General features: G+C 39.7%; 7 protein-coding genes. 5 read left to right on the plus strand and 2 right to left on the minus strand.

What is annotated here, in order from left to right:
• Positions 1 to 85: 85 nt before the first annotated feature.
• The gene (locus H6G73_RS11270; protein ID WP_190604372.1) at positions 86 to 2,242 is read right to left on the minus strand and encodes a polyribonucleotide nucleotidyltransferase; all 2,157 of its coding nucleotides are present in this window, start codon (positions 2,240 to 2,242) and stop codon (positions 86 to 88) included.
• Positions 2,243 to 2,645: 403 nt separating this feature from the next.
• Between H6G73_RS11270 and H6G73_RS11275 the strand changes: the two genes are divergently transcribed.
• The 5 genes from H6G73_RS11275 (at position 2,646) to trmFO (ending at position 13,814) form a co-directional block, all read left to right on the plus strand.
• Positions 2,646 to 7,268, plus strand: a complete 4,623-nt coding sequence (locus H6G73_RS11275; RefSeq protein WP_190604374.1) for an SNF2-related protein — start codon at positions 2,646 to 2,648, stop codon at positions 7,266 to 7,268.
• A 47-nt stretch (positions 7,269 to 7,315) separates the two neighbouring features.
• Positions 7,316 to 8,155, plus strand: coding sequence for an SWIM zinc finger family protein (locus H6G73_RS11280; protein WP_190604376.1), 840 nt, complete (start codon positions 7,316 to 7,318; stop codon positions 8,153 to 8,155).
• A 634-nt stretch (positions 8,156 to 8,789) separates the two neighbouring features.
• Positions 8,790 to 9,470 carry a DUF6875 domain-containing protein gene (locus H6G73_RS11285; RefSeq protein ID WP_190604378.1) on the plus strand — a complete coding sequence of 227 codons (681 nt, stop codon included), beginning with the start codon at positions 8,790 to 8,792 and terminating at the stop codon, positions 9,468 to 9,470.
• A gap of 8 nt (positions 9,471 to 9,478) precedes the next feature.
• Positions 9,479 to 12,181: a non-ribosomal peptide synthetase gene (locus H6G73_RS11290; RefSeq protein WP_242034167.1), complete on the plus strand. Its 2,703-nt coding sequence runs from the start codon at positions 9,479 to 9,481 to the stop codon at positions 12,179 to 12,181.
• A gap of 319 nt (positions 12,182 to 12,500) precedes the next feature.
• Positions 12,501 to 13,814, plus strand: a complete 1,314-nt coding sequence (gene trmFO, locus H6G73_RS11295; RefSeq protein ID WP_190604380.1) for an FADH(2)-oxidizing methylenetetrahydrofolate--tRNA-(uracil(54)-C(5))-methyltransferase TrmFO — start codon at positions 12,501 to 12,503, stop codon at positions 13,812 to 13,814.
• Between the two features lie 31 nt (positions 13,815 to 13,845).
• On the opposite strand, the gene H6G73_RS11300 is transcribed toward trmFO, so the two are convergent.
• Positions 13,846 to 14,142 (minus strand): hypothetical protein, encoded by a 297-nt coding sequence (locus H6G73_RS11300; RefSeq protein ID WP_190604382.1) that lies wholly within the window; start codon positions 14,140 to 14,142, stop codon positions 13,846 to 13,848.
• Positions 14,143 to 14,199 lie beyond the last annotated feature (57 nt).

The raw sequence follows: 14,199 nt of genomic DNA on the forward strand, positions 1-14,199 counted from the left end.
TTTACCGTCAATAAGAACAAAAAACAGCGCGGATTTTAGATTTGCGATTTATCCCTAATCAAAAATCTAAAATCCTCAAATCGATTTAACGATTTACAGCCGCAGCTTCTCGCGCTGCCGCAGCTTGGTCTGGGTGAATACCCAAGCGAGTGAGGTTGATTCGACCTTTATTGTCGATTTCCCGCACTTTGACAATGACTTCATCACCTACAGCCACTTCATCCTCAACTTTACCTACACGGTAATCAGCCAGTTGAGAAATATGAATCATGCCTTCTTTACCTGGCAAAAATTCCACAAAAGCGCCGATGGGGATAATCCGGGTAACACGACCAACATAAACATCACCTTCATGGAGTTTACGAGTCATGCCTTGGATAATATTGCGTGCCCGCTTGGCCTTGGTTTCATCGACAGCAGAGATAGTCACTGTACCATCATCTTCAATGTCGATTTTCGCGCCAGTTTCTTCGGTAATCCCTTTAATTGTCTTACCACCGGGGCCAATGACAAGACCGATCATGTCTGGATCAATCTTAATGGTCAACAGGCGGGGGGCAAAGGGTGAAGTTTCTGTCCGTGGGGTTTCAATGGTCTGGAGCATTTTTTCCAGAATGTGCAACCGGGCTGCTTTGGCTTGATGGATGGCTTGGGCAATCACTTCCAAGGACAAACCAGATATTTTCATATCCATTTGCAAGGCGGTGATACCAGTATCTGTCCCAGCGACTTTGAAGTCCATATCGCCTAAAAAGTCTTCGATGCCCTGAATATCGGTGAGAACGCGAACTTCGTCTCCTTCCTTAATCAGACCCATTGCGGCACCACTAACGGGTTTAATAATGGGTACACCTGCATCCATGAGGGCCAGGGTAGAACCACAAACGGAACCCATAGAGGTGGAACCGTTGGAAGATAGAACTTCGGAAACCACGCGGATGACGTAGGGGAATACTTCTTTGGGTGGTAGCACAGGCAAAATAGCTCTTTCTGCTAGTGCACCGTGACCGATTTCCCGTCTACCAGGGGCGCGTAATGGCTTGGTTTCACCAACGGAGAAGGGAGGGAAGTTGTAATGATGCAAATAACGTTTGGATTGGTCTATTTGCAAGTCATCATTGAGATTTTGGGCATCTCCTGGGGTTCCCAAGGTACAGGCAGATAAAACCTGAGTCAGTCCCCGGTTAAATAAACCGCTACCATGCACTCGTTTAGGTAACACGCTGACTTGACAGGAAACAGGACGCACTTGATCAAGTGTCCGACCGTCAACCCGCACGTTATCCTCAACGATTTGGCGACGCATGAAATATTTGGTAATGTCCTTGAAGGTATTACCAAGGGCCTTGCTGTTGGCTGCGGCGGCGGTGCGAATGGGGTCTTCTTCTGGTAGGGCTTCGATTTCGGTAGCGATCGCATCCTTAACCGCGTCTAAAGCTGTATCTCGCTCAGTTTTGGTCAATTCAAATTGGGCCAGGATTTTCTTAATTTCATCACTAGCGCGATCGCGAATATAGTTTTCCAGTGTTTGGTCTACTGCCGGCGGTTCTTGCTGGATGATTTGTAGACCTAATTCTGCTACTAAATCTTGCTGTGCCTTAATTAAATCCCTAACGGCTTCATAACCAAAATCAATGGCCTCGATAATATCTCGTTCTGGCAATTGATTAGCGCCAGCTTCCACCATGATTACACCATCTGGTGAACCAGCAACTATCAGATCCAAATCTCCCGCTTCAATCTCAGCGTAGGTGGGGTTAATAATGAAATCATCACCCACCAAGCCTACCCGCACGGCTGCCATCGGCCCGTTAAAGGGAATTTGGGCAATCAGAGTCGCAATGGAAGCCCCTGTGACTGCTAACACATCAGGCGGTACTTGCTCATCCATTGATAGCGTTAAAGCCACAACTTGCAAGTCATCCCGCAACCATGAAGGGAATAAAGGACGGAGTGGACGGTCAATTAGACGACTAGTCAGAATTGCTTTCTCCGGCGGCCGGCCTTCCCGACGCATAATTCCCCCAGGAATTCTACCGGCAGCATACAATCTTTCCTCATAATCTACCGTGAGCGGCAGAAAATCGATGCCTTCTCTGGCCTCTGAACGCGTAGCTGTCACCAAAACAGCTGTGTCCCCTGATTCTATCAAAACCGACCCACCAGCTTGGGGGGCTAGTAGGCCCACCTTCAGTCGAATATCCCGTCCATCAAAGGATATTGACTTATCAACTTCTGCCATTCAGTTTTTTTTCCTTCTATGCACGCTATTCTCTCTCTGTGGCAATCCTAACATTTATGAACTCTAGACGGCTTCTGTTACATACAAAGATTAAGAAGGAGTTACAGGAGTATGGCTACGCCACACTGGGTGATCAGGAGTGTTTTGCCAAGTTTAGAGATGTAGCGCCTTCTTGCAAAGTGGATCTACCCTGACAGGAGTTCAGGTAGTCAAACATAAATTTTTCCACCTTACCCCCCTTTGCTTCTCTTCTACCCAAACCCCCTCATTACGGTTGTAAAATGAGTTAAGTGGCAGAAATCTGGCTACTTGTTGCGAAAATTTTCAACGAAAAAACTTATCTTCTTGCTTTTAATTTTTAATTGTTAATTTTTAATTGATTATTCGCCTCTAAGGTTGACAAATGGCAATTTTACATGGTAGCTGGCTAACACTTCAAAATGCTTTATTTATATGGGGAGAAACTTGGCGTTCTGTACAGGATAATAGTGATTTTCTCAATGCGGCAGAAATATCAATTAATCCCTTGGCAATGACGCAAACAGAATTAAGTCAATGCTTGGATGTAAATAATTTAAAAATTATTAATTTTATTGAACAAAATCAAGTCAAAGTTGGTACTACTAAAGGTAGTAAAGCTAGCAAAAAAGAAGCCAATTTACCTCAGCATTCCCAGATAATTGCCCTGCCTAGTAAGTTTCCTCATCCAAAAGACCCAGAAAAAACGATTTACCCACTTCATTCTGCTAGCCTGGATTTGGATAACCAATCTCAACAATGGTTGTATCCTTGGCAAGTTTCTGGCTTTTGTTTAGAATCAGCCGCAGCGATTAAATTTTTAACAGCTTTACCCTTAAGTTACAGCGATGGTCAAGATTCTGTTTTAGGTGGAGATTTACGGTTTTGGAGTCAAATAGCACGCTGGAGTTTAGATTTAATTTCTCGTTGTAAATTCTTACCAGTTATTCAAGAACAAGCAGATGGGAATGTAGTAACAAAATGGCAGGTACTTTTAGATAGTGCTGTTGATGGCACTCGTCTCGAAAAATTTGCGGCGAAAATGCCGTCAATTTGTCGTTGTTATCAAGAACAAGGTGGAAATGCACAAAGTCGATTAGCTATTGATTTACCTGTTGCACCCCAAGAAATGATTTTGGCATTTCTCAATAGTGTTATAGACACCCAAGTGCGGGAGATGTTTGGTTTGCAATCTCCTATTGAACCACGGGTGATGATGTCCTTACCTTTAGCGGTACAACAGTGGTTACAAGCTTTAACAGGTACATCCCAAACCATGAATGTAGATGCGGTGGGATTAGAACGTCTCACAGCAGCATTGAAGGCTTGGACTCTACCTTTAGAATATCAATTAGCAGGAAAAACGTTATTTCGTAACTGCTTTCAACTACGTCCACCAGAGTCAGGAGAAACTGACTGGACTTTAGCCTATTTTCTGCAAGCTACAGATGATCCTGATTTTTTAGTTGATGCGGCGACGATTTGGGCTAATCCTGTAGAACAATTGGTTTACCAAAATCGTACCATTGAACAACCCCAGGAAACGTTTTTGCGCGGTTTGGGGCTAGCTTCTCGATTATATCCAGCGATCGCTTCCAGTTTAGAAACTGAATCACCTATATTTTGCCGTCTCACTCCTCTTCAAGCCTATGAATTCATTAAATCTATTACTTGGAGGTTTGAAGATAGCGGCTTAGGTGTAATTTTACCTCCTAGTTTAGCGAATCGAGACGGTTGGGCAAATCGATTAGGATTGAAAATTTCTGCCGAAACTCCCCAACAACAAACAGGAAGATTGAGTTTACAAAGTCTCTTAAATTTCCGTTGGGAATTAGCCATTGGTGGACAAACTATTTCTAAAGCTGAATTTGATAAATTAGTAGCGTTAAATAGTCCTTTAGTAGAAATTAATGGTGAATGGGTAGAATTTCGTCCCCAAGATATTAAAACTGCCCAAAATTTCTTTGCTTCGCGTAAAGAACAAATGTCTCTATCCCTAGAGGATGCTTTAAGGCTGAGTAGTGGAGATACCCAAGTAATCGAAAAATTACCTGTCGTTAGTTTTGCAGCTAACGGTGCATTACAAGAATTAATTGGTGCATTAACTAATAATCAGGATATTCAACCTTTATCCACACCTGCTAGCTTTCAAGGGCAATTACGTCCTTATCAACAACGGGGTGCTGGTTGGTTAGCTTTTTTAGAACGTTGGGGTTTGGGTGCGTGTTTAGCAGATGATATGGGACTCGGCAAATGCGTAGCCCCAGATACATTGGTAAACGTAAATGGCCAATTGCTGACCGCAGAAAAAATTTGGGAGTTTTACGCTGGAAACTCAGTTTTTGATGGGGAAGGTTTTTGGTCAGAACCCAATCAAAAATTATTAGTCAATTCCATTAATCAAGAAACTGGCAAGATAATCCAAGCGCCAGTTAATAAATTATATCGGCAACAGGTGAGGGAACAATTAAGAAAAGTTACCTTGGTAGATGGTAGTAGTATTACTATCACTCGTCAGCATAAATTATTGACTAATCAAGGCTGGAATAATGATTTAAATGTCGGTGATTATGTATGTGTACCTAGTAAAATAATTTGGCATGTAACAGCCCAGAAACAGCAACATCGTGATTTAGCCGAGTTTCTAGCTTGGCAAATTGCTGAGGGGTATGAACATAAAGACGTGGGTAGGGTAACAATTACCCAAAAAGACCCAATTTTATTAGAACATTTACGAGAAACACTTCAACGTATTGGTAAACAATATAACCTCAAAATTAATAATCCCACAATTTCTAAACATCGGCAAGTTTATTTTCTCAGAATCGATAGTCAAGCATACCGAAAATTTTTAGAGTCTCAGGGATATACTTGGGGGAAATTATCCGCAGAAAAATCTATTCCTAGTTTTATAATGCAAGCTGATTTAATGACAGTGAGGACATTTTTGCAAAACTATTTTGATGCAGAATCCTCTGTTGTTGATAGTATGCGGAGTATTGAAATTTCTAGTGCATCATCTTTAGTAATTCAGCAAATTTCTACTCTACTGCGACGCTTTGGAATTTGGTTAAGGATATCGTCTAAACGAAAATGTGCTACTAATGGTACTTGCATTTTACGCATCTATTATACTGGTGTTATTGGTGGGAATTCTGCACGCAGATTTTGGGAAGAAATTGGTTTTGGCAATGCTCAAAAACAGCATAAATTAGATTGGATTTGTCAAAAAATCAACAATACCAATGTAGAAGGTATTCCTGCTTCTGAATTCCTAGCGCAAACCGTGAAAACCACTGGTTTACCATTACGGCATTTGGGAATGCACAATACTGTTTATATTAATGGCTCACAGCAATTTTCTAGAGATAGTTTACAGCAAGTTTTAAGCAGTATCAATCGGATAATTAGCGGTGAATCTCAACAAGATTATCAATTATTGAAACCGTCTAGATGGACAGCACAAACTCTAGAGGCTTATAAACATCTAGATATGGAGCATCTAAAGCTAACACAAAAATACCTACAAAGATTGCTGGAACAAGAGGTATATTACTGTCAAATTAAGAGTATAGAAGATGTAGATTATGAAGGATGGGTTTACGATTTTGAAGTGAGCGAACATCATAATTTTGTCGCTAACAATATTATCTGTCATAACACTGTTCAATTCATCGCTTTCTTACTGCATCTCAAAGAACAGAAGGTTTTAGAAAAACCAACATTATTAGTTTGTCCTACATCAGTGTTAGGGAATTGGGAAAGAGAAGTTAAGAAATTTGCGCCAACCCTCAAAGTTTTACAATATCACGGTGATAAAAGACCCAAAGGTAAAAGTTTTTCAGATGTAGTGAAAAAACATGATTTAATTATTACCAGTTATTCTTTAATTCATCGAGATGTTAAATTACTGCAAACTATTAATTGGCAAATTGTGGTTTTAGATGAAGCCCAAAATGTCAAAAATTCAGAAGCCAAACAATCACAAGCTGTTCGACAATTAGAAACAACCTTTCGCATTGCTTTAACTGGGACACCAGTAGAAAATAGACTGCAAGAATTGTGGTCAATTCTTGATTTTCTCAATCCTGGTTATTTAGGGAAAAAGCAATTCTTTCAACGACGGTTTGCTATGCCAATTGAAAAGTATGGTGATGCTGCTTCTTTAAGTCAATTACGGTCATTAGTTCAGCCTTTTATTCTCCGACGTTTGAAGACTGATAAGGAGATTATTCAAGATTTGCCAGAAAAACAAGAAATGACTGTTTTCTGTGGCTTGACTGCTGAACAAGCGGAATTATATCAAAAAACTGTTGATGAATCTTTAGCTGAGATTGAATCAGCTACTGGCTTACAAAGACGGGGCATGATTTTAGCATTATTAATTAAACTCAAACAAATATGTAATCATCCTGCCCAATATTTAAAATTAGCGAACCTGGCACAACATCATTCTGCCAAATTACAACGATTAGAAGAAATGTTGGAAGAAGTGGTGACAACGGGAGAACGGGCCTTAATCTTCACCCAGTTTGCTGAGTGGGGTAAGTTGCTTAAACCCCATTTAGAACAATATTTAAGTCGAGAAATATTCTTTTTATACGGTAGTACCAGCAAAAAACAACGAGAGGAAATGATTGACCGTTTCCAACACGACCCCCAAGGTCCACCTATCATGATTTTGTCTTTAAAAGCTGGTGGTGTGGGTTTAAATTTAACTAGAGCAAATCATGTATTTCACTTTGATAGATGGTGGAATCCAGCAGTAGAAAATCAAGCGACAGACCGGGTATTTAGAATTGGTCAAACTCGCAATGTCCAAGTGCATAAATTTGTCTGTACGGGAACCTTAGAAGAAAAAATTCATGACATGATTGAAAGTAAAAAACAATTGGCAGAACAGGTAGTAGGTGCGGGTGAAGAATGGTTGACGGAATTAGATACAGACCAATTGCGTAATTTACTTTTACTTGACCGGGATGCAGTGATTGATGAAGATGAAGGTTAGAAATTGACTGCTAACTAATTAACTTCTGATGTAAATAGGATTTTGATATGACTTATACTTTACAAACGAATCGGGAATGGTGGTCACAAAGGTGGTTGGATTTACTTGATTCATACCGCTTCAAAAAACGCTTAGAAAGAGCGAGAAATTATGCGAGACAGGGAAATGTTTTAAGTATTGAATTTAAAGGTGCGAAGGTATTAGCTAAAGTTCAAGGTAGTGAACCAGAACCTTACAAGGTTTCTCTGTCACTAGACTCCTTTAGTGATGAAGAATGGGGTTATGTAATTGAAACCATGTCCCAAAAGGCAATTTTTGCGGCTAAGTTACTGGCTGGAGAAATGCCGCAAAATATAGAAGAGGTGTTTACTAGTAATGGTTTGTCTTTATTTCCCTTTACTTTGGGAGACGTGCACAGCAAATGTTCCTGTCCTGACAAAGCGAACCCATGTAAACATATTGGTGCTATCTATTATCAGTTAGGTGATCGCTTCAGTGAAGACCCCTTTGTCCTGTTTCAGCTACGGGGACGCACCAAGGAGCAAATTATCAGTGATTTACGTCAGTTACGCAGTGGGAAAGCAGGTAACAAGGTTGAAAACCCATCTTTAATTGATGTTCCCGCACCAACAAAACAGAACCCATATCCCTTGAAAATAGATACATTCTGGACATACCAAGAACCTCTGGAGTCTTCCTTAGTCGTCATTGCACCAGGGGTCAGCGAAACTGTATTAGATGTACTCGGAAACATTCCTTTAGCTAAAGATGAGGAAAATACAGGTAGTTCACCAGCTAGTGATTTAGTGATGAAATATTTACAAACAGTTTACAAAGATGTAAGCCAGAAAGCTGTTTTAGCAGCTATGAATGTGGGAGAAATGTAAAAAACTTGATTGATTAACTGTTTTTTATATATTGTTAAATTTTAAACTTAGCCTTCTCTGTAGGGTAAAAATAAATATATTTTCATCATTAATAATTAAAAGTTCATCATACCCATACAGACTTTTGCACAAACTTTATCATTTGTTAGATAAAACTATTATTAGATTGAATTTGAATAACAATTAATAGCATGACTATTATTGTTATTAATGCCAATTTTACGTAAGATTTTGCTCAAGAGATTTTTTAGAGGTATTTCGGCGGTATATCTCTATTAAAATTGAGCAGATGGCAAATTTACTCAGAAAAGGATGAAAAGCTTGCTTATCAAGCTGATGAAATTTTAGGTTATGGGGTTGCAGATATTAATCACTATTCAGAAATGGTTAATTCACAGAACTATTTTGAATAAACTATAATTTATCTGCAAAGTTATTCAGATAGATTGTTGATGCCTAAAGCCAATAATTTCGGCAAATAAATTAGGTTGTGTTAAGGGATAAATCCACCCGACAATAGCATGGATTAGGTTGTGTTTTATTGCCTCAAATCAACCTATACAATTGATGTTTTTGAATTTAACTGAACTGGATTGAACTAAACACTACAAAACACATATTTTATTTCTGAATAATGACACTCTATACATGCCATGAAGTTGAAAAAATTCAACAGGATATTACCTATTTAATTGAAATTCAGAATTGGATTAAAAGCTTTTTAGCTAGACACCATGTTGATTTGGGGAGAACAGGCCCAGTATGTCCTTATGTGCCACATGCCCTCAAATCTGATGGGATTAAAATGGCAGTTATTCATACACAAAATAATAATTTGCAAGAAATTGCAGAAATTGTCACTCATTACCGCCAGATTTTTCTCCAAGAAGCAGAAATAAAAGAGCAGGATTTAAAAATATATCAAGCATTTTTATTGATATTTCCTGATATTCACCAGGATGCAGCGGGAGAAATTATTGATCATATCCAACGTCAATTAAAACCCTCTTTTGTGGAATCAGGTTTAATGATTGGAGAATTTCATCAACGGACAGAAAGTGCGGGACTGCATAATCCTAAGTTTCGACCACTGCGTAGTCCTATTCCCTTATTAGCCATTCGGTTTATGAGTGAATTTGATTTGCCATTTCTCCAAAGTCCAGATAACCCACATTTACGCATTCGTTATTTGGAGAGTTATTTACAAAGATTTAGTCATCGGATCAAAGATGAAGCCAAGTTAAAAAATATTCATGCCATTTTGAAATTGGCAAAACAAGAAATTCAAGCAGAAAATTTAGTGACAGTGAGATAGAGAAAAAGATGAATAATAATTGCCAAAATTTAAGCCAAAATTTAAATATTAAACCCAATATTCAAAACGATGGTTTAACTGACATTCACGAAGGTCAAAGCCTACATTTTTGGCATGAAATTTCTACATCTCAGCCTCAAAATCTCTGTATTCATCAGATGTTCGAGCATCAGGTCAAGCGATCGCCTGACGCTATTGCTGTAAAATTAGAAAATCAATACCTCACCTATCGCCAATTAAACCAAAAAGCCAACCAGCTAGCGCACCATTTGCGGAAATTAGGTGTTGGGCCTGAGGTATTAGTGAGTATTTGTGTAGAACGTTCACTAGAAATGGTGGTGGGACTCTTGGGAATTCTCAAAGCTGGGGGTGCTTATGTACCTCTTGACCCAAATTATCCCTCAGAACGTCTCGCGTTCATATTAGCTGACACTAAAACACCATTTATCCTCACCCAAGGGAAATTAGTGAGTCAGCTACCACCCCATCAAGCTAAAGTTATTTGTTTAGACTCAGAATGGGAAAAAATCGCTGCCAATAGCCAAGAAAATCCAGTTTGTACAACCACCATTGATAATTTAATTTATACAATTTATACTTCCGGTTCTACGGGAAAACCCAAGGGTGTGATGATTCCCCATCAGGGAATTTTAAATCAATTATTATGGCGACAAGAAACATTTAAACTCAATGCCAACGATAAAGTTTTACAAACAATCTCTTTTAGTTTTGACCCTTCCGTTTGGCAGATATTTTGGCCATTATGCTGTGGTGCCCAATTAATTTTAGCTCGTCCTGGTGGACATCAAGACCCTAGTTATTTAGTGCAAGTAATTGCTAAACAGAAAATTACAGTTATCGCCTTAGTACCCTCCTTATTAAGGGTTTTATTAGAGGAACCATCCATCAAAAATTGTAGATGTTTAAGACATATTTTCTGTGGTGGTGAACCTTTACCTATTGAACTGATAGAATATTTCTTTGAACGTCTGAATTTAAATCATGTTTTGCATAATTGTTACGGACCAACAGAAGCATCAATTGATGCAACTTTTTGGACTTGTCAAAGACAGATAAAATATACAACTGCTCCCATTGGTCGCCCCATTACTAATACACAAATTTATATACTAAATGAAAACTTACAGCATGTCTCTACTGGCGAAATTGGTGAATTACATATTGGTGGCATCAGTTTAGCGAGGGGCTATCTCAACCGTCCTGACCTCACTCAACAAAAATTTATTCCTAACCCTTTTAATCACAAAAATAGTTCAAGACTATATAAAACTGGCGATTTAGTTCGCTATTTACCAGACGGCAATATTGAGTTTATAGGACGTGTTGACCAACAAGTTAAAATCCGTGGCTTCCGGATAGAATTAGGTGAGATAGAAACTGTACTCAATCAACACTCAGGGGTCAGCCAATCTGTAGTAATTGCCAAGAAAGACAAAATAGGTAACAATCAACTCCTAGCTTATGTTGTCCCTCATCAACAACAAATTCCTAATTCTATTCAAATACGTCGTTTTGTTCAGGGTAAATTACCTGAATATATGGTTCCCAGTCGGTTTATTTTTTTAGATCAACTGCCCTTAAACCCTAATGGAAAAATAGACCGGCAAGCTTTACATGATACCAATTTATCCACACCAGAATTAGAAACTAAATTTGTTGCGCCTCAAAACGAAATAGAACGGCAGATAACCCAGATTTGGGAAGAAATTTTAGGGATTCAGCCCATAGGTATAAAAGATAATTTCTTTGACTTGGGCGGTAATTCTTTATTAGCAGTTAAAATGTTTTGGCAAATTGAAAATAGATTGGGTACCAATTTGCCTCTAGCAACCCTATTACAATCAGGAACAATAGAAGCTTTATCTGCAATTATATCGAAAAAATATTACCCGAAAAATAGATCATTAGTAGCGATTCAACCTCATGGTTCTCGACCACCTTTTTTCTGTGTGCATGGTATGGGGGGTGAAGTATTATGCTTTCGTGATTTGGCATTGCGTTTAGGTGATGATCAACCTTTTTACGGACTACAACCAAAAGGTTTAGATGCAATAGAAACTCCCTATACTCGTATTGAAGATATGGCATCTCACTATCTTCAAGAAATTCGTACCATTCAACCTCAAGGCCCTTATTTTTTAGGAGGTTTTTCCTTTGGCGGTCTAGTTGTTTTAGAAATGGCTCAACAACTCCATCAACAAGGAGAAGAGGTAGAAAAATTAGTAATATTTGATACTTGTCTTCCTGGTTGTAGTCAGCGATCGCCTTTTTGGAAACGAATTATCCTACACTTAGATAATGCTATCCAACAGGGCCCTAATTACCTGCTGCACAAAACCACCAGTTGGGGGTTATTAGTTAAGACTTATTTTCAAGACCGATACAAGCGTTACTTACCAATTACTAAAGACTTGCCAGAAACAGAGAGGTATTTAAAAATTGTCGATGCTAATTACCAGGCAAAAAATGACTATAAATTCCAAACATATCCTGGTCGCATCACCTTATTCCGCACAGAAGATAAGCATCGATATGATGTGGTAGGTATGGAATACGATCCTCAATTTGGTTGGGGAAATTTAGCCATGGGAGGAGTAGACGTTCATTACGTCCCTGGTTCTCATTTTTCCCTATTTGAAGAACCTCATGTACAAATCATGGCAGAAAAATTACGTAGTGTGTTGGGTTGATAGTAGGGGCGGGTTGATAAATATCATGAATTGCCCAACCAGGTTACTTGTAAACCCGCCCTGACAAAATGATAAATATCATGAATTGCCCAATCAAGGTACTTGTAAACCCGCCCTGACAAAATGATAAATATCATGAATTACCCAACCAGGGTACTTGTAAACCCGCCCTTACAAAAAACCAGGATACTGGTGAACTCACCCCTGCGAAATGAAACGTCAGACCAAAAATCAAGTAAACTTGGTGGAGGCGAGATTCCGCCCAAGAATCACCCCACCTTTAGGTCGGTGAACGTCAACTAGGGTAATAAAAACATTTATGACTCAAGAACCAATACAAGTAATTGGAGGTGGACTAGCGGGAACAGAAGCTGCATGGCAAATTGCCCAAGCGGGAGTGCCTGTGATACTGTATGAAATGCGCCCGAAACGCTTTAGTCCAGCCCACCATACGGAGCATTTAGCAGAATTAGTATGTAGTAATTCCTTTGGGGCAATGGCAAGCGATCGCGCAGCTGGATTATTGCATGAAGAATTACGTCAACTCGGTTCTATAGTAATTTCCAAAGCTGATGAACACGCAGTTCCCGCAGGTGGTGCGTTAGCTGTAGACCGGGGACAATTTAGCCACGATTTAACACAAACCCTAGAAAATCATCCTTTAATTGACTTCCGACGGGGAGAAGTACCCCATATTCCCGATGGTATCGTCGTTTTAGCATCTGGCCCCCTCACCAGTCCCGACTTAGCAGCAGATTTGCACCGCTTCACAGGGATGGAATACATGAGCTTTTTTGATGCTGCTAGTCCGATTATTGTCGGAGACTCTATTAATAAAGATATTGCTTTCATGGCTTCCCGCTATGACAAAGGAGAAGCAGCTTATCTTAACTGTCCCATGAACAAGGAACAGTATTTACGGTTTTGGGAAGCACTGCGTCAAGCGGAACAAACAGAATTAAAGGACTTTGAACGAGAAACAGCGAAGTTTTTTGAAGCTTGTCTCCCCATCGAAGAACTAGCACAGCGCGGGGAAGACACCATGCGCTACGGACCCTTGAAACCCGTCGGCTTATCAGACAGCCGCACCGGAGAACGTCCCTATGCGGTGGTACAGTTGCGTCAAGAAGATAAAGCTGGTCAATTATGGAATATGGTGGGATTCCAAACAAATCTGCGTTGGGGTGAACAAAAGCGAGTATTTCAAATGATTCCCGGTTTGGAAAAAGCCGAGTTTGTGCGGTTGGGAGTGATGCACCGCAACACCTTTATTAATGCACCACAGTTAATGTCTGCAAGTCTGCAATTTAAACAACGTCCTACCTTACTTGCTGCGGGACAGTTGATAGGGACAGAAGGTTACACTGCTGCATCTGCGGGTGGTTGGTTAGCAGGAACCAATGCCGCGCGGTTAGCTTTGGGCAAGGAACCGTTAACCCTACCTAATACAACGATGATGGGTGCTTTGTTTGAGTTTATCAGTTCAGCTTCACCAAAACATTTTCAACCAATGCCACCGAATTTTGGGATTTTGCCGGATTTAGGTGTGAAAATTAAAAGTAAGCAAGAGAGATATGGCAAGTATCGCGATCGCTCTTTGACTGATTTAGCAACTTGGAAAGCCGCAATCTAGCCACATCAAGGTGAAAAAGAGAAGGATATTGTTAATCATCTTTCTCTTTCATCATCACTAACCCATGTATCCCTAAGCCCATAATCAACAATCCCAACAAGCCCCAGGTACCATCAGCAAATACATTGATGCGGTGTAATAAGGCCCGATGATAGGTATAGTCTAGCTGACGTTGGTCGGATTTTGGCGCTTCTACTAATTGTGTTAGATAAGATTCCGCTTTGATTAAGGCTGAGTAATCTGTGCCAAAATAATACAGCGATACTGCCAAAACCATAAAACCTGGCATAACTAGTGTCAGTAGTAAAATTCCTTGACGTGTTTTCATATCCATTTATTCATCAAACTAGTCATTCTATGCTGACATAGTTGCCACTTTATGTTA

It is taken from the genome of Richelia sinica FACHB-800, from assembly GCF_014698825.1.
In the GTDB taxonomy this organism is placed as follows: domain Bacteria; phylum Cyanobacteriota; class Cyanobacteriia; order Cyanobacteriales; family Nostocaceae; genus FACHB-800.

Bases quoted from the DNA above. Each gene is read 5' to 3' on its own strand.
- H6G73_RS11290 (WP_242034167.1), top strand. From the start codon at position 9,479: ATGAATAATAATTGCCAAAATTTAAGCCAAAATTTAAATATTAAACCC.
- H6G73_RS11300 (WP_190604382.1), bottom strand. From the start codon at position 14,142: ATGAAAACACGTCAAGGAATTTTACTACTGACACTAGTTATGCCAGGT.
- trmFO (WP_190604380.1), top strand. From the start codon at position 12,501: ATGACTCAAGAACCAATACAAGTAATTGGAGGTGGACTAGCGGGAACA.
- H6G73_RS11280 (WP_190604376.1), top strand. From the start codon at position 7,316: ATGACTTATACTTTACAAACGAATCGGGAATGGTGGTCACAAAGGTGG.
- H6G73_RS11270 (WP_190604372.1), bottom strand. From the start codon at position 2,242: ATGGCAGAAGTTGATAAGTCAATATCCTTTGATGGACGGGATATTCGA.
- H6G73_RS11275 (WP_190604374.1), top strand. From the start codon at position 2,646: ATGGCAATTTTACATGGTAGCTGGCTAACACTTCAAAATGCTTTATTT.
- H6G73_RS11285 (WP_190604378.1), top strand. From the start codon at position 8,790: ATGACACTCTATACATGCCATGAAGTTGAAAAAATTCAACAGGATATT.